This window comes from Geothrix campi (assembly GCF_024609265.1).
In the GTDB taxonomy this organism is placed as follows: domain Bacteria; phylum Acidobacteriota; class Holophagae; order Holophagales; family Holophagaceae; genus Geothrix; species Geothrix campi.
On the sequence record NZ_JANHMP010000001.1, the window covers coordinates 873,066 to 888,735 of the forward strand.

The 15,670-nt window shown below is 67.0% G+C and carries 13 protein-coding genes; 6 read left to right on the top strand and 7 right to left on the bottom strand.

Features of this window, described 5'->3' with window-relative positions; translation table 11 throughout:
- The first annotated feature begins 50 nt into the window (after positions 1–50).
- Positions 51–1,520 carry a DUF853 domain-containing protein gene (locus NOV65_RS04115; protein WP_257304610.1) on the top strand — a complete coding sequence of 490 codons (1,470 nt, stop codon included), beginning with the start codon at positions 51–53 and terminating at the stop codon, positions 1,518–1,520.
- Between the two features lie 109 nt (positions 1,521–1,629).
- On the opposite strand, the gene dusB is transcribed toward NOV65_RS04115, so the two are convergent.
- The 6 genes from dusB to NOV65_RS15400 all read right to left on the bottom strand — a co-directional run bounded on the left by dusB (position 1,630) and on the right by NOV65_RS15400 (position 7,017).
- A complete protein-coding gene (gene dusB / locus NOV65_RS04120; protein WP_257304611.1) occupies positions 1,630–2,610 on the bottom strand; it encodes a tRNA dihydrouridine synthase DusB in 981 nt (326 codons plus the stop codon).
- A gap of 55 nt (positions 2,611–2,665) precedes the next feature.
- The gene (locus NOV65_RS04125) at positions 2,666–3,277 is read right to left on the bottom strand and encodes a class I SAM-dependent methyltransferase (protein ID WP_257304613.1); all 612 of its coding nucleotides are present in this window, start codon (positions 3,275–3,277) and stop codon (positions 2,666–2,668) included.
- Between the two features lie 2 nt (positions 3,278–3,279).
- Entirely contained in the window at positions 3,280–4,542 is a 1,263-nt protein-coding gene (rho, locus tag NOV65_RS04130; protein WP_257306008.1) for a transcription termination factor Rho, read from the bottom strand.
- A 97-nt stretch (positions 4,543–4,639) separates the two neighbouring features.
- Positions 4,640–5,476, bottom strand: coding sequence for an alpha/beta hydrolase (locus tag NOV65_RS04135; RefSeq protein ID WP_257304615.1), 837 nt, complete (start codon positions 5,474–5,476; stop codon positions 4,640–4,642).
- Positions 5,473–5,949, bottom strand: coding sequence for a SixA phosphatase family protein (locus NOV65_RS04140; protein WP_257304616.1), 477 nt, complete (start codon positions 5,947–5,949; stop codon positions 5,473–5,475). Before NOV65_RS04140 ends, NOV65_RS04135 begins: the two co-directional genes overlap by 4 nt.
- Positions 5,950–5,958: 9 nt before the next feature.
- The gene (locus NOV65_RS15400; RefSeq protein WP_306671933.1) at positions 5,959–7,017 is read right to left on the bottom strand and encodes an acyl-CoA thioesterase; all 1,059 of its coding nucleotides are present in this window, start codon (positions 7,015–7,017) and stop codon (positions 5,959–5,961) included.
- Positions 7,018–7,164: 147 nt separating this feature from the next.
- On the opposite strand from NOV65_RS15400, the gene NOV65_RS04155 reads away from it, so the two are divergent.
- Positions 7,165–8,775 (top strand): DEAD/DEAH box helicase, encoded by a 1,611-nt coding sequence (locus tag NOV65_RS04155; protein WP_257304617.1) that lies wholly within the window; start codon positions 7,165–7,167, stop codon positions 8,773–8,775.
- Between the two features lie 73 nt (positions 8,776–8,848).
- On the opposite strand, the gene NOV65_RS04160 is transcribed toward NOV65_RS04155, so the two are convergent.
- Entirely contained in the window at positions 8,849–11,332 is a 2,484-nt protein-coding gene (locus NOV65_RS04160; protein ID WP_257304619.1) for a penicillin-binding protein 1A, read from the bottom strand.
- Between the two features lie 28 nt (positions 11,333–11,360).
- On the opposite strand from NOV65_RS04160, the gene NOV65_RS04165 reads away from it, so the two are divergent.
- From NOV65_RS04165 to NOV65_RS04180, 4 genes are all read left to right on the top strand, one after another.
- On the top strand, positions 11,361–12,239 hold the full coding sequence (locus NOV65_RS04165) for an NAD(+)/NADH kinase (protein ID WP_257304620.1): 879 nt from the start codon (positions 11,361–11,363) through the stop codon (positions 12,237–12,239).
- 155 nt (positions 12,240–12,394) lie between these two features.
- A complete protein-coding gene (vorB, locus tag NOV65_RS04170) occupies positions 12,395–13,795 on the top strand; it encodes a 3-methyl-2-oxobutanoate dehydrogenase subunit VorB (protein ID WP_257304622.1) in 1,401 nt (466 codons plus the stop codon).
- Complete coding sequence (locus NOV65_RS04175) at positions 13,792–15,222, top strand: 2-oxoacid:acceptor oxidoreductase family protein (RefSeq protein WP_257304624.1); 1,431 nt, start codon at positions 13,792–13,794, stop codon at positions 15,220–15,222. The genes vorB and NOV65_RS04175 overlap by 4 nt, the downstream gene beginning before the upstream one ends.
- A gap of 26 nt (positions 15,223–15,248) precedes the next feature.
- The gene (locus NOV65_RS04180; RefSeq protein WP_257304626.1) at positions 15,249–15,512 is read left to right on the top strand and encodes a hypothetical protein; all 264 of its coding nucleotides are present in this window, start codon (positions 15,249–15,251) and stop codon (positions 15,510–15,512) included.
- Positions 15,513–15,670: the final 158 nt, after the last annotated feature.

The window sequence follows — 15,670 nt, forward strand, 5'->3', positions numbered from 1 at the left end:
CCGCGCCTGCGCGAGCTTCGCTACACTCATTCCATCGTCATGAGGCCTCCATGCCCGAGCCCCTGCTGATCGCCAAAGGCGCCTCCGAACTCGTCCTGCTGCCCCGCATGGCCAATCGCCACGGGCTGGTGGCGGGTGCGACGGGCACCGGCAAGACCGTGACGCTTCGCACCATGGCCGAGCGGTTCTCCTCCATCGGCGTGCCGGTGTTCCTGGCAGACGTGAAGGGCGATCTGCCCGGCGTCTGCAAGCCCGGCGGCGACAACCCGAAAGTGACCGAGCGCGTCGGGCAGCTGAAGCTCGAGGGCTTCGAGTACAAAGGCTATCCGGTGGCCTTCTGGGACCTCTACGGCCAGCAGGGTCATCCGGTCCGCACCACCATCAGCGACATGGGGCCCCTGCTCTTCGCGCGGCTGCTGAACCTGAACGACACCCAGGGCGGTGTGCTCAACCTGGTGTTCAAGATCGCCGACGACAACGGCCTGCTGCTGCTGGACCTCAAGGATCTGCGCAGCATGCTCCAGTTCGTGGGCGACCATGCCGCCGAGTTCAAGACCCAGTACGGCAATGTCTCCGCCGCCAGCATCGGCGCCATCCAGCGCGGCCTGCTGGAGCTGGAGAGCCAGGGCGCCGAGGCCTTCTTCGGCGAGCCCGCCCTCGATCTCGACGACCTCATCCAGACCGACGCCAAGGGCCGCGGCGTCATCAACATCCTGGCGGCAGACAAGCTCATCAACGCCCCCAAGCTCTACGCTACCTTCCTCCTGTGGCTGCTGTCGGAGCTCTTCGAGCGCCTGCCCGAGGTGGGCGATCCCGAGAAGCCCAAGCTGGCCTTCTTCTTCGACGAGGCCCACCTGCTCTTCAACGACGCGCCCGACGCCCTGCTGGACAAGATCGAGCAGGTGGTGCGCCTGGTGCGCTCCAAGGGCGTGGGCGTCTACTTCGTGAGCCAGAACCCGCTCGACATCCCCGAGAAGGTCCTGGGCCAGCTGGGCAATCGGGTGCAGCACGCCCTCCGCGCCTTCACGCCTCGCGACCAGAAGGCCGTGAAGGCCGCCGCCGAGACCTTCCGCGCCAACCCCGACCTCGACGTGGCCACGGCCATCACCGAACTGGCCGTGGGCGAGGCCCTGGTGTCCCTGCTGGACGAGAAGGGCCGCCCCACCGTCGTGGAGCGGGCCTTCGTCTGCCCACCGGAAAGCCAGCTGTCGCCCATCACACCCGAGGAGCGGCAGCAGATCATCAAGAGCTCCCTGCTGGCCGGCCACTACGAGCAGGCCGTGGACCGGGAGAGCGCCTTCGAGAAACTCAAGACCCGCACCGAGCAGGCCATGCAGCAGGAGGCCGCCGAGGCCCAGGCCAATGAGGAGGCCAAAGCCTCGAAAGAGCCAGCCCGCCGCTCCGACACCCTGATCGAGTCCTTCGGCAAGAGCGTCTTCCGCGCCGCCGGCAGTGCCATCGGCCGCCAGATCATCCGTGGCGTCATGGGCTCCATCTTCGGCGGCGGCGGACGCCGCTGAACCACCAGGCGATCAAGGAATCAGCCACGGATAAACACAGATGAACACGGATGAGAGGCGTGAGCCTGATCTGTGTTCATCCGTGTCCATCTGTGGCCAGACCCAGCCGTCAGGCCGCTTGATGCCGCAGCGCGTCGATGGCCGCCAGGAGGGCCTGGGGATCGCTGGCGGCGTGGAGGTTCTGGCGGAAGCCGTGGCCGCCGGGCACGCCCTTGGTGAACCAGGCGCCGATCTTCTTGATCTTGTGCAGGGCCTCGCGCGGCTCCAGCAGGTCCAGCAGGATCTGGAAGAGGCGCAGCGTGGCATCGATGCGCATCTCGGTGGTCACCACGAACTCCGGCTCCAGGATCTGGCGGAAGAGGAAGGGATTGTAGAGCGCGCCACGGCCGATCATCACCGCGGTGCAGCCGGTCTCCTCGACCATGCGGAAGGCGTCGGCGGCGGCGTTCACGTCCCCGTTGCCGATGATGGGATACGAGGTGCCCGCCTCCACGGCCCGGGCGATGATGCTCCAATCCGCGTGGCCCTCGTACTGCTGGGCGCGGGTGCGCGGGTGGATGGCCAGGGCCTGCACGCCCACGGCCTCGAACATGCGCAGGAAGTCCAGGAACTCGCCCCGCTCCTTCTGCGAAGCGTCCCAGCCTGCCCGCATCTTCACCGTCACCGGCACCTTCACGGCCTTCACCATCGCGGTCACGCAGCGCTCCGCCAGGCGGATGTCCTTCAACAGCGCCGAGCCAGCGCCACCCTTGGTGACATTGCTGGCCGGGCAGCCCATGTTCAGATCCACCAGGTCGGCACCAGCCGCCTCGCACAGGGCCGCGCCCTCGGCCAGGGCCTCGGGACGCCCCCCGGAGATCTGCATGGACAAGGGCCGCTCGCCCGTGGCCGCCATCATCTTCTCCGCCTTCACCGCATGCCGGATCAGCGCCTCGCTGCTGATCATCTCCGACACCGTGAGCCCCACCCCGCCGATCTCCCGGATGAATTTCCGGAAGGGCTGATCGGTGATTTCATGGAGCGGCGCCATCACGAGGCGGTTGGGCACCTCGATGTCGCGGATGTGGAAGGGGCTGTGCGGGAAGGTCATGGTTTGTCCGACCTTCCAGTGTAGCGAGGGCTCCGAATCTGGCCGGCGGCCAAATTCAGAGCCGCCGGAACCGCGTGTATTGGAAGGACTGGGTGGCACCGGAGGGCGTGGCGTGCAGCTCCCTCGATGATTCCACCAGCTCGAAGCCCTCGCCCAGCTGCTCCGCAAGGCCCTGCGCATCGTACCGGCAGACCGGCAGGCCGCTGCAGGTCGTGGGGCCATCCAGCGCGAACCCCGCCAGCACCACGAAACCGCCCGGCTTCAGCGCCCGCTTCAAGGCCCGTACGTATGCTTCCCGCTGGCCAGGCTCCGTCAGGAAATGGAAGACCGCCCGGTCGTGCCACAGATCGTAGGCGGCCTCGGGCAATTCCGTCTCGGTGATATCACCGAGGATGAAGCGCACCTCCGCGGCCCTTGCCCCCAGCCGGTCCTTCACCCGGACGAAGGCTGCTTCCGCGATCTCCAGCAAGGTGGGACGGTAGCCCGCCTCCAGCAATTCATCCACCAGCACTGAAGCTCCGGCCCCCACGTCCAGCACCGAAGCCCCTGGCACCAACCCGCAGGCCCGGATGAGCCGCGCGGATTCCGTCGAGGTGGGCTGGTACCAGCTCACCTCATCGCCCTTCGTGGCGTGGATCTTCTCCCAATGCTGCGCCGTGCCGATCATGGCTACCGCCGCGGGGGCGGCTCCTGGAGATTGGCCAGGAACTCGTCGTTCGTCTTGGCCTTCCCGAGCCGATCCACCAGCAGTTCCATGCTCTCGCTGGGGCCGCTGGCGCTGAGGATCTTGCGGAGCACCCAGATCTTGGCGAGCTTGGCCGCGTCAATGAGCAGGTCCTCCTTGCGAGTGCCGGACTTCTGGATGTCCATGGCCGGGAAGATACGCTTGTCGCTGAGCTTGCGGTCCAGCACGATCTCGCTGTTGCCGGTGCCCTTGAACTCCTCGAAGATCACGTCGTCCATGCGGCTGCCGGTCTCGATAAGCGCGGTGGCGATGATCGTCAGGCTGCCGCCGGTTTCGATGTTGCGGGCCGCGCCGAAGAACCGTTTGGGCCGCTGGAGGGCGTTGCTGTCCACACCACCGGAGAGCACCTTGCCGCTGGGGGGCACCACGGTGTTGTAGGCCCGGCCTAGGCGCGTGATGGAGTCCAGCAGGATCACCACGTCCTTCTTGTGCTCAACGAGACGCTTGGCCTTCTCGATGACCATCTCGGCCACCTGGACGTGGCGGGTGGCGGGCTCGTCGAAGGTGCTGGAGACCACCTCGCCCTTGACGCTGCGCTCCATGTCCGTCACTTCCTCGGGACGCTCGTCGATGAGCAGCACGATGAGGAACACTTCGGGATGGTTGGCGGTGATGGAGTTGGCGATGTTCTGCAGCAGCACGGTCTTACCCGTGCGCGGCGGGGCCACGATGAGCGCGCGCTGGCCCTTGCCCAGGGGCGTCATCAGGTCCATGACGCGGGTGCTCAGCTCCTGCGCGTCCCGCTCCATGCGGAGGTGGTGCTTGGGGTACAGGGGCACCAAGTCATCGAAGTGGATGCGCTCCTTGGCCAGCATCGGGGGATCGAAGTTCACCGCATCCACCCGCAGCATGGCAAAGAACTTCTCGCCCTCCTTGGGGGCGCGGATCATGCCCGAGAGTGTGTCGCCGGTGCGCAGGTTGAACTTGCGGATCTGGCTGGGCGAGATGTAGATGTCCTCGGGCCCCGCCAGGTAGTTCTGATCAGGGCTGCGCAGGAAGCCGAAGCCCTCGGGCAGCACCTCCAGCACGCCCTCGGCGAAGAACTGGCCCTCGCGCTCGGCCTGGGCCTGGAGCACCCGGAACACCAGCTCCTGCTTGCGCATGGACAGCGGGCTCTCGATCTGGAGATCTTTCGCCAGCTCGGCGAGCTTGCCGATGGAGAGCTCTTTGAGCTCTTGCAAGCTCAAGATGGCGGGAGACTGAGAAGGGGTGGCCATAGGTCACCTCAGGGGCAGGGCGAGTCGGAAGTGGCTCGGGGAAGCATGTATGGTAGGCCAGATTCCCCTATCGGCCAAACCCGGCGTCGACTTTATCCATGAAGGTGCGAACCCTGGCCACGAATCCCTTGGGGTCCTCCACGGGGTAGGCGTGTCCGATACCCGGCACGATCTCGAAGCGCCCACCCGGAATCCGCCGGGCCGTTTCCAGGCATTTCCAGGGGGGCGTCAACAGATCCTCGGCGCCGGAGAGCAGCAGCACGGGCTCTTGGATGAGACTCAGCCGCTCCCGGATGTCCCAGCCCAGGATCCCCCGAATCTGGTGGAGGTTGCCGTGCATGGGCTTCTCGGCCCCGCCCGTCACCACCTGATGGTAGGCCCGCAGCACGCCATGGCGGGCCTCCAGGAACGCGTCGCCCCAGAGGAAGGGGGCCACGGCGTCGAACTGCAGGAGGGGGCCGCCCACCTCCAGGCAGTGGGCCCAGTGCTCGGCCTTGAGGGCCATGGCGAAGTCGATGCGCGGCATGGCGCTGGTGAGGACCGCTCCCGCGAAGGCGCCGGGGTGGGTGATGAGCAATTCCAGGCTCATGGCGCTGCCATTGGACAGCCCCAGCAGCCAGGGGCGCTGCACCCCCAGGGCGCTGAACAGTTCCCAGGCTTCCTGGGCCAGCAGGGCCGTGGCATAGGGTCCTTCCTCAGGCGCATCGGACTTCCCCTGCCCCCGGCTGTCGAATGTGAGGACGCGGTAGCGTGACGTCAGGCCCGGCAGCACGCCGGCCCACATGGTGGTGTCCGAGAGCAGGCCATTCAGCAGCACCAGCCAGGGACCTTGCGGATTCCCCTGGACGCGATAGTGGAGCTTCAGGCCCGACGGCAGCGTGGCGAAGGTCGGCTGGGGCCTCATGAGCCGTGCCTCAGCTCGGAGGGCTGGTGCTGTCCCTCGAAGCGCCAGGCGCCAGCCTCCCACCGGATGACGGTGCAGCTGGCCTTCTTCACCTCGAGGCTGCGGCCCGTGAGATGGAACACCAGCTCCCCGAGGAACGGCTGGTGGCTGACGAGGACCAGGACGCCGTCCGCCTCGGCGGCGAGCCCACGCAGCCAGAGATCCGCCAGCGCGGGGCGGGTCTCCGGCAGCACCATCAGGGAGGTCTCCATGGGAAAGGCCCCCGCGGCCTCCTGGAGACAGATCATGGTCTCCATCGCGCGCCGGTAGGGGCTGCTGAAGCCCCGGGTGGGCATGTAGCCCCGGGCCACAAGACCCCGCATGGCGGCCCGGGTTTTCGCCCAGCCCTCCCGGGTCAGGGCGCGGTCCGCGTCCCGTTGACCTGGCCTGGGATCTTCGGCGATGCCGTGACGGATGAGGAGCAGGGTGGTCATCCTGCGATCTTACCTCTTACGAGAGGCCTTCCAGGCCAGGCGCATGGCGCGCCGCCGGTGGGCGGCCAGGTAGCGGGCATCCTCGGCGTAGGTGGTGGGGTAGATGGACGGCACCGGCCGGGGGTTCAGTTCGTCATCCACGTTCGCGAAGGTGAAGACGCAGCTATTGGAAAGATTCGTCTGGGTCCGGTCGCGGCTCACCCGGATGATGTCCGTCTCCACGCCGACGCTGGTGTCCCCGGAGTAGACCGCCCGGCTGAGGAACTGGAGCTTGTCGCCCATGCGCACGGGCTGGACGAAGTTGATTCGGTTCACGGCCACGATCACGGGCCGGTGGGGGGCCACCTGCTCGGCGCAGATGGAGGACAGCTCAAAGGCCTGGCGGATCAGATGCCCACCGAAGATCTTGGTGGGGACGTTCTCGTGTTCGGGATAGGTGCGCTCCCACCCGCTGGTGACGCAGTCGCCGGCCATCAGGCCCCGGAAGTCGGGCTCCTCCTGGGCGGCGTGCAGGGAGGCCAGCAGCGCGTACTCCTCGCGGCTGGGGGGTTCCTGGGCCTGGTGCAGCTGCTGCCGGTAGCCCTCCCGCCGGGCGATGGCCCGCTCCCAGCGCCGCACCGCCAGGGGGTCGTCGGGCTGGAACGCGGGCAAGGTCAGGCTCGCCGCGCCGGCTCCCGTCGTGCTGCGCGCCACCATCGTGAAATAGCAGGAGGCGATGTGCGCGGGCGGGCCGCCGTCGGCACCGGCGGCGTGCTCGACACGGATGCCCACCTCCAGGCTCGTGCGGCCCACGAAGTTGACCCGCGCCCGGAACACCAGGTCCCGGTGGACATCCGCGGCGCTGCGCACATAGATGTTGTCGATGGCCGCGGTCACCACCCGGGCGCGGGGATGGGTCTGCCGCACGTAGTCGAGGGCGCACTCCTCCGCCACCTTGTCGAGCACCTCCAGGATCAGGCCGAAGCGCACGTTGGCCGGGAGATCCTCGTCGAGCACCATGTACCGCCGTCGCAGGGCGGGATCGGAACCGAGAGGCAGCGTGAGGATGCGATCTTCGGGGAGGACCATGGACCAGTATGCCTGATCTGCGATTCTCCCTGGAATATCAAGGCGTTTCGTGGGATGCTGATCGTTTGGGCCCCTCCCGGCTGGCGCTGTCCGCCAACAGAGATTGCCATTCGGCACACTCGCGCAGGGATAGCCCCGGGAGACATCGTGAGTGAGACCACCTTCGCAGCCCTAGGCTGCAGCGAAGCCCTGTTGGCCGCCTTGGCCAAGCGCGGCTTCGAGACCCCAATGCCCGTGCAGGCCCAGACCTTCAAGCCCGGTCTCGAAGGCCGTGACTTGCTGGTGCAGAGCCGCACCGGCTCCGGCAAGACCCTGGCCTTCGGCCTGCCCCTGCTGCACCGGCTCTCCGACGAGCGCCACACCCAGGCCCTCATCCTCGCCCCCACCCGGGAGCTGGCCCAGCAGGTGGGCGCCGAGCTGCACAGCCTCGTGCCCAAGCTGCCCATCGCCAACCTCGTCGGTGGCGTGGCCTATCCGCCCCAGCTCCGGGCCCTGCAGATGGGTTCGCCCGTGGTTGTGGGCACTCCGGGTCGGGTGAAAGATCACCTGGATCGTGGCACCCTCGACCTGAGCCACGTGACCATGATCGTCCTCGATGAGTGCGATGAAATGCTGAACATGGGCTTCCTCGAAGACGTGGAAACCATCCTCGCCAAGGTGCCTGAAGGTCCGCAGACCTACCTGTTCTCCGCCACGCTGCCGGCCCCCATCGCCAAGCTCGCGAAACGTTTCCTGAAGGATCCCGTCCAGATCCAGCTGGCTGAGGCTGGCGAGCACGCCGTGCACGCGGACATCGCCCACACCCCCGTGCTGGTGCCCGACCACCAGCATGTGCGGGCGCTCGTGAACCTGCTGCTGCGCGACCAGCCCAGCTCCGCCCTGATCTTCACCAAGACCAAGGCGCAGACCGAGGAAGTCGCGGAAGAGCTGACGGTCTCAGGGCTGCCCGCCGCCTTCCTGCACGGTGATCTGGCCCAGGCCACCCGCACCCGCATCCTCGGCCAGTTCAAGGAGGGCAAGCTGCGCTACCTGGTGGCCACGGACGTGGCCGCCCGCGGCCTCGACATCGAGGGGCTTCCCCTGGTGGTTCATGTGGGGATCCCCACGCAGCTTGAGAACTACATCCACCGCAGCGGCCGCACGGGCCGCGCCGGCGCCAAGGGCACCAGCCTGGCCCTGGTGGGTTGGAAGGAAAGCCGCATCCTGCTGGCCTGGGGCCGGCGCGGTGGACTGAAGCTGGACTGGCGCGCCGTGCCCACCCCCGCGGAGATCCGCGAAGCCCAGACCGTCAAGCTCCTGGATGGGATCCAGGGCGCAGCCAGCGCCGCGCTCCTGGCCCAGGCCACCCAGATGCTGAAGGATGCGGATCCCGTGCGACTCGTGGCGGGCCTCCTCGGCCTCGTCCAGGCCGAACAGTCCGCCGGTTTCGATCTGCCCAACGAACCCGAGCGCAAAGCCAAGCCCCGCTTCGACAGCCCCCGCGAGCGCAAGGAGGGTGGGCCCCGTCCCCAGCGTTCCTATGCGGAACGCAACGCCGCCCGCGGTGATTCACCCCGCCCCGATTCCGCCTTCTCGAAAACCCGCCCCGATGGCAGCTTCAAGCCCCGGAGCGAATTCGACGAGAAGCCTCGTCCCTATGTGAAGCCCAAGCCAGGCGCCTCCACCGGCCCTCGCAAGACCTGGGAGGACCGCCCCACCACCAAAGAGACTCCGCGCCCCTGGAAGGCCGCGCCGACGAAGGCGTGGAAGAAGAAGTAGCCCCGTCTTCCCTCACCCCAAAAACAAAGGGCGCCCTTCGGCGCCCTTTGTTTTGGAGCGGGTGGATATCGGATCATCCATTAGGATCGCTGGCATTCAGATCCACGGGCTTGGCCTCCTCCACTTGCGGCGGGCGGCCCCAGATACGGTTCTCCACTGGCTGGACCGCGGCCTCGTCGCGGGCCTCCTTCACCTTCTGGATGGCTTCAGCGTCACTGCCTGACTTGGGGACGGTGCCTGGCTTGAACGCCAGATGGAGCACCTTGTCGGCGGTCGCTGAGGTCGCCAGCAGGCCCGTGTAGCGGTCGATGTCCGCCCACTCCATGCCTTCGGGCGCCTGGAATTCCTCCCGCTGGGTGGTCGGCAGGGCGACCTTCATGAAATCGATCCAGATGGGCAGAGCCACCTTGGCGCCATCGGCGCCGCGGAAGATGGTCTTCTTCTCATCCAGGCCCACCCACACGCCGCAGACCACACGGGTGGAGAAGCCGATGAACCAGCCATCGGTATGGTCGTCCGTGGTGCCGGTCTTGCCCGCCACCGGCCACTGCAATTCCGCCCCGGCGCGGGCCCCGGTGCCGTTGTAGGCCACACCCTGTAGGCACTGGATGAGCTGGTAGGTGCTCTGGGCATCCAGCACCTGCTCGGTGGCCGCCCCGCTGTGGCTCTCCAGGATGCGGCCGTTGCGATCGACCACCTTCTTGATGAAGAAGGGCACGGGAGTCTGCAGGCCGTCGTTGGCGATGGTGGCGTAGCCGCGCACCATCTCCCTCAGGGTGAGATCGGCAGAACCCAGGGCCATGCTGGGATAGGGCGGGATGGGGCCGGTGATGCCGCACTTCCGCGCGAAATCGACGACGTTGAGGACGCCGGTCTCTTCGAGGGTGCGCACCGCCGGAACGTTGCGGGAATCGCGCAGGGCTTCCCAGATCGGGATGGGGCCCCAGAAATCCCGCTCGTAGTTCTTGGGTTCGTAGGGCTTCACGCCACCGCGCAGGGGCTTGTATTCCGAGGTGCCGTCCGGCAGCGTGACCGTGAGGTAGTCCACGGTGTTCACGAAGCGCGTCGGCACGTCCAGGACCATGCTGGCGGGAGTCTTCCCGGCCGTGAAGGCCGCGCCGTAGACGAAGGCCTTCATGGTCGATCCCACCTGCCGCTGGGCCTGGATGGCGCGGTTGAATTTCGAGCGGTTGAAGTCGTAGCCGCCCACCATGGCCCGGACTTCGCCAGTCTTCGGATCCAGGGCCATCAGGGCGCCCTCCACCTGGGGCTCCTGATCGAGTTCCAGGGTCTTCGGCGTGCCGTCCTCTGCCGTCTTCACCAGGAAGAGCGGTGCGGCCCCCCGGGGGAGCAGCTTGTGGAAGTCCTTGCCGGCCCAGGCGAAGGCGCTTTCGGGCACCTCCAGGCTGACCGTACCGATGCGCACCTGGGCCTTGGTCCCCTTCCAGCCGAGGATGACACCACGGACACTGTCGCCGGTCTCGAAGTAGCGCTTCCAGCCGTTGAGCTGCGTCGTCTCGGGGTCCGTCACGAACTGCACGGCGTCCTTCCGGAATCCGCGACGCCGGTCCACGACCTTCAGTCCGGCCCGCACGGCTTGATTCGCGGCCTCCTGCCAGTAGCTGTCCACCGTGGTCGTCACTTCCAGACCACCATTCAGCACCTGCTCGCGGCCGTACTTCTCATAGAGGTACTTGCGGACCTCCTCCACAACATAGGGGGCCACGGCCTCTTCCCGGGCGTTCTCCCGGGCCAGGCGGATGGGCTTCTCGATGAGCAGGTTGGCCTCCTGCGTCTTGAGGTAGCCCTCCTTGACCATCCGGACCAGCACATGGTTGCGCCGGGATTTGGCTGCCGCCCGGGCCTTGGGGTCCGGGTTGTAGGGGTTGTACCAATTGGGATTCTGGACCAGCCCAGCCAGCAGGGCGCATTCCTCCACGTTGAGCTGCGGCGCGCTCTTCCCGAAGTAGAACGCCGCGGCAGCCTCGATGCCGTAACGCCCGCCGCCGAAGTACACCTCGTTGGCATACATCTCCATGATCTGCTTCTTGGAGTAGGCCTTCTCCAGCTTGCGGGCGAGGATGATCTCCTTCAGCTTGCGATCCAGGCGCTTCTGACGCTTGGCGGTGACGGTGCGGATGAGCTGCATGGTCAGTGTCGAGGCGCCTTCGCGCCGACGGCCGAAGCTGGTGACGAAGTTCCATCCGGACCGCATGAGGCCGCGCGCCGACACGCCACTGTGCCCCCAGAAATCCGCATCCTCCGTCGCCACGAGGGCATTCACAAAGGCCTTGGGGATGTCGCCGTAGGGGATCACCACCCGATGTTCCTCGGCGAAGATGCCGATGACGTTGCCATCGTGATCCAGGACCTTGGTGATGGTCTTGGGCACGCGGATCGCGAACATGGTGAGGAAGCTGTCGGCGTCCCGGGACATGACGGACCAGGACACGGCCAGCGTGGCCGCACCGACCAGCGTGAGGGCCAGGAAGGCCCACAGCGCCCGGCCGAGCCACCGGCGTGAAGAAGTGGAGGAGGATGCCTGGGTGGAAGCCATGCCCCAAGGATAGCGTTAGAGTGATCCCATGCCCCAGCGACTGATTCTCGTGGCCAAGATCAAATCCCCGCGCTTGGCTTCCACCCTGCGCGAGGCGTTGCCATCTTTCCTCGGTCGGGGCTGGCTCGTGACGAGCGAGCCCGCGTTGGCCGAGGCCTGGGCCGAAGCCGGCCTGGATCCTGCGCGCCTGACCCTCGACCCGGATCTGGGCGCCTCGGGACCAGCCGCGGATCTGTGCCTGGTTCTCGGGGGGGACGGGACCCTGCTCCACGCGGCCCGGCGCGTGGGCATGCGGGGCACCCCCATTCTGGGCATCAACCTCGGCTCCCTGGGCTTCCTCACGGCCCATCCCGTCTCCGAGGCTGCCAGCGCGGTGCAGGCCTTCCTGGAGGGGACGCTCGTGGCGGACCGGCGCCCCATGTTGGAGGTGGAACTCCGGCGCGGCGACCGGCTGCTGGCTCAGCAGACGGTGCTGAACGACGCGGTGGTGGCCAAGGGCGCCCTGGCCCGCATCATGGACATGCATCTGCGCGTGGGTGATCAGGATGCGGGGCCCATCAAGGCCGACGGGCTCATCGTGGCGACGCCCACGGGGTCCACGGCCTATGCGCTGTCCGCCGGTGGCCCCATCCTGCACCCCAGCCTCGAAGCCTTCGTCATCGCCCCCATCTGCCCTCACACGCTGACGCTGCGACCTTCCGTGGTACCCGCCTCCCAGCCCATCAGCATCACCCTGGAGGAGGCGGAGGACGCCCACCTCACCCTGGACGGCCAGATCGGCTACCAGCTGCTGCCCGGCGACGAAGTCCGCCTGCGCCAGGCCCAGACCCGCATCACCCTGCTCCAGCGGCCCGGCCTCGACTTCTTCGCCCTGCTTCAGCAGAAGCTGCATTGGGGAGACCGGTAGATCCGGTCTGTCCCCCACAGACCGCCCCGGCCGGGCGACATTCCTGACCATCTGGTCGGCGGCGGTCTGCGCCGCGCCCCGCTTGTGACCACGCGCACACGGGGCGGGCATGACACTTCCCCCTAGTAGGACCTGTGTCCCTGCATGGAGTCTCCATGGCCCTCAAAGAACGACCCAAACCCTTTTTGCTGCCGGAGTATTGCAAGGGCTGCGGCCGGTGTCTCGACGCCTGCGCCAAGGACTGCATCCACCTGAGCGACCAGATCAACCCCCTGACCGGCCTGGTCCCGGTGGAACTGGACCTCACGAACTGCAACGCCTGCGGCCTCTGCATGGACGCCTGCCCCGAGCCGTACGGCCTGCGGCCCGCCCATGAGGGCGAGATCCAGGACTTCGAGCTGGAAGATCCCGCCAAGATCTTCGGCGTGAAGCCCAGCGACGCCCCGGAGCCGGTGGATCTGCCCTCTGAAGTGCTGCCCCTGCCCCGCACCGAGCCCCTGGTCATCAAGGGCACGTACGCTTCAGCCCTCGGTGCCCTGCTCGCAGGCTGCCGCCACGTCTATGGCTACCCCATCACCCCCTCCACCGAGGGCGCCGAGCTGATGGCCAAGTTCCTGCCCAAGTTGGACGGCACCTTCATCCAGGCCGTCAGCGAAGTGGCCACCGTCAACATGATGTACGGCACCGCCGGCGCGGGTCTTCCGACGATGACTTTCACCTCCTCGCCGGGCTTCAGCCTGATGCTGGAGGGCGTGTCCTACATGATCGGCGCCGAGCTGCCGGGCGTCTTCGTGAACGTCATGCGCGGCGGGCCGGGCCTCGGCAACATCGCCCCCGAACAGGCCGACATCAAGCTGGCCTGCCACGGCCTTGGCCACGGCAACACCCGGGCCATCGTGCTCGCTCCCGCCACGCCCCAGGAGATGCTTGACCTGACCATGCTGGCCTTCGAGCTGAGCTTCAAGTACCGCAACCCCGTGATCCTCCTCGGCGACGGCTACCTGGGCCAGATGACGGGCAAGGTCCAGCTGCCCGAAACCATGATCAAGCCCGGCATTCCCAAGTGGGCGGTCTACGGCGACGCCATGCACCGCAAGAACGTGATCACGTCCATCTTCCTCACGGAGAGCGATCTCGAGGCCCACAACGTCCACCTGAATGCCAAGTACGAGGCCATGCAGGTGGAGGCCCGCGCCGAGTCCTTCCTCTGCGACGACGCCGAGGTGGTGCTCATCGCCTGCAACACCCCGGCCCGCACCGCCAAGGGCGCGGTCCAGGAGCTGCGGCACCAGGGCATCAAGGCCGGCCTGTTCCGGCCCGTCACCCTCTGGCCCTTCCCCGTGGAAGAGCTGAAGGCCGCCATCCACAGCGCCCAGCGCATCGTGGTGGTGGAGGCCAGCGCCGGGCAGCTGGAGGATGAGATCCGCCTCGCCCTCAGCAAGGCTGGTGTCCGGCAGTTCCCTGAGATCGAAAACGTCCGCCGCATGGGCGGCGTCCTGCCCCAGCAGAGCGAAATCATGACCCGGGTCCTGGGTCGGAAGGAGGTGCTCGCATGAGCAAAGCCAGCGTCTTCTACGACAAGTTCGAGCGCCATTCCCACGGCGAGGGTCTGAAGGGCCACGCCACCCACTACTGCCCCGGCTGCGGCCATGGCCTGGCCCACAAGTACCTGGCCGACGCCATCGACGAGCTGGGCATCCAGGACCGCACGGTGGCCATCAGCCCCGTGGGCTGCTCCGTGTTCCTCTACTACTACTTCGATGTGGGCAACAGCCAGGCCGCCCACGGCCGCGCGCCCGTGGTGGCCCTGGGCCACAAGTTCGCCAACCCCGAGAGCGTCGTCATCAGCTATCAGGGCGACGGCGACCTGGCCTCCATCGGCCTCGCGGAAACCGTGGCCACCGCCCAGCTCGGCGCCCCCATCACCGTCATCTTCATCAACAACGCCATCTACGGCATGACCGGCGGCCAGATGGCCCCCACCACGCTGATGGGCCAGAACAGCACCACCAGCCCCTCTGGCCGGAACGAGTACAACGGCCAGCCCATGAAGATGGCGGAGCTCATCGCGGGACTTGATGGGCCCGTCTACGTCGAGCGCGTGGCCCTCTATGACGCCAAGCAGCGCATCAAGGCCAAGAAGGCCATCCAGAAAGCCATCAAGCTCCAGGTCGAAGGCCGCGGCTACTCCTTCATCGAGGTGCTGGCCGAGTGCCCCACCCACCTGAAGATGGACCCCGAAGCCACCGAGAAGTGGGTCAAGGAGTGCATGGAGCCGGTCTACCCGCTGGGTGTGAAGAAGGACGTCACGGTCGATCCTTGGTTCAAGCGCAACCCGCCCTGCTTCAAGGGTGAGAAGCTCCTCAGCCTGGCCGGCGCCACCTCCGAGCACCCCGAGCGCTTCTGCAAGGGCTTCCCCACGCACCTGGCGCCGAACGACATCTCGCTGAAGCTCGCCGGCTCCGGTGGTGACGGCGCCCAGACCGCGGCCATGCTCATCGCCCGCGCCTCCATCAATGAAGGCTTCGATGCCACGCACATCCCCAGCTACGGCCCAGAGAGCCGCGGCGGCACGTCCTACGCGGACGTCCACGTGGCCGAGGAGGAGGTGCTGAACCCCGGCTCCCCCGATCCCCAGGTGCTCATCGCCTTCAACACCCCCAGCCTGGCCAAGTTCGGCCCCACGGTGCGCAGGGGCGGCTTCGTCATCTACGACAGCTCCGTGGTGACCGAGGCGCCGGTGCTGGATCCCAGCATCAAGATGTTCCCCGTGCCCTTCACCGGCATCGCCACCGATCTGGGCAAGGCCGTCGTGAAGAACATCGTGGCCCTAGGCGCCCTCCAGGCCGCCACGAACATCTTCCCGAAAGACACCATGCTCACAGCCATCCGCGTGGCCCTGAAGGACAAGTGCGCCTTGATCCCCCTCAACGAAGAAGCTTTCGCCTGGGGCATCAAGTCTGTGGAAGCCCTCAACCAGTAGTTCGGCATCTCCCTCAGGAGGCAGCCATGACGGATACCGCCATCCAGACCACCCTCAACGCCGAGGAATGGAAGATCGTCATGGCCCTCCGGGAGATCCCGGACAGCCCGCTCCGCACCAAGGTCTCAGGCCTCCTCGGAGAGTTGGTGCGGTTCATCCAGCAGCCCCGCTGCCTGGGCCTGCAGAGCGACGGCTTCCCCTGCGGCAGCCCCCACACCAGCTGTGAGGAATGCCAGCACATGCTGAAAGTCCTCGACGAGATCGCGGCGCGGGTGCCAGTTCAGGACTGAGCGACTCAGGATCATTTCATTTCAGACATACCAGCGGCCCCTCCGGGGCCGCTGGCCGTTCAGGGCCCCTTTCCGAACCTGGAGATGGGAGTTCACTCCCTCCGCACGCCAGGAACGATAAGGCCTCTATTTTCTGATCGGAGATCCGACAAATCATG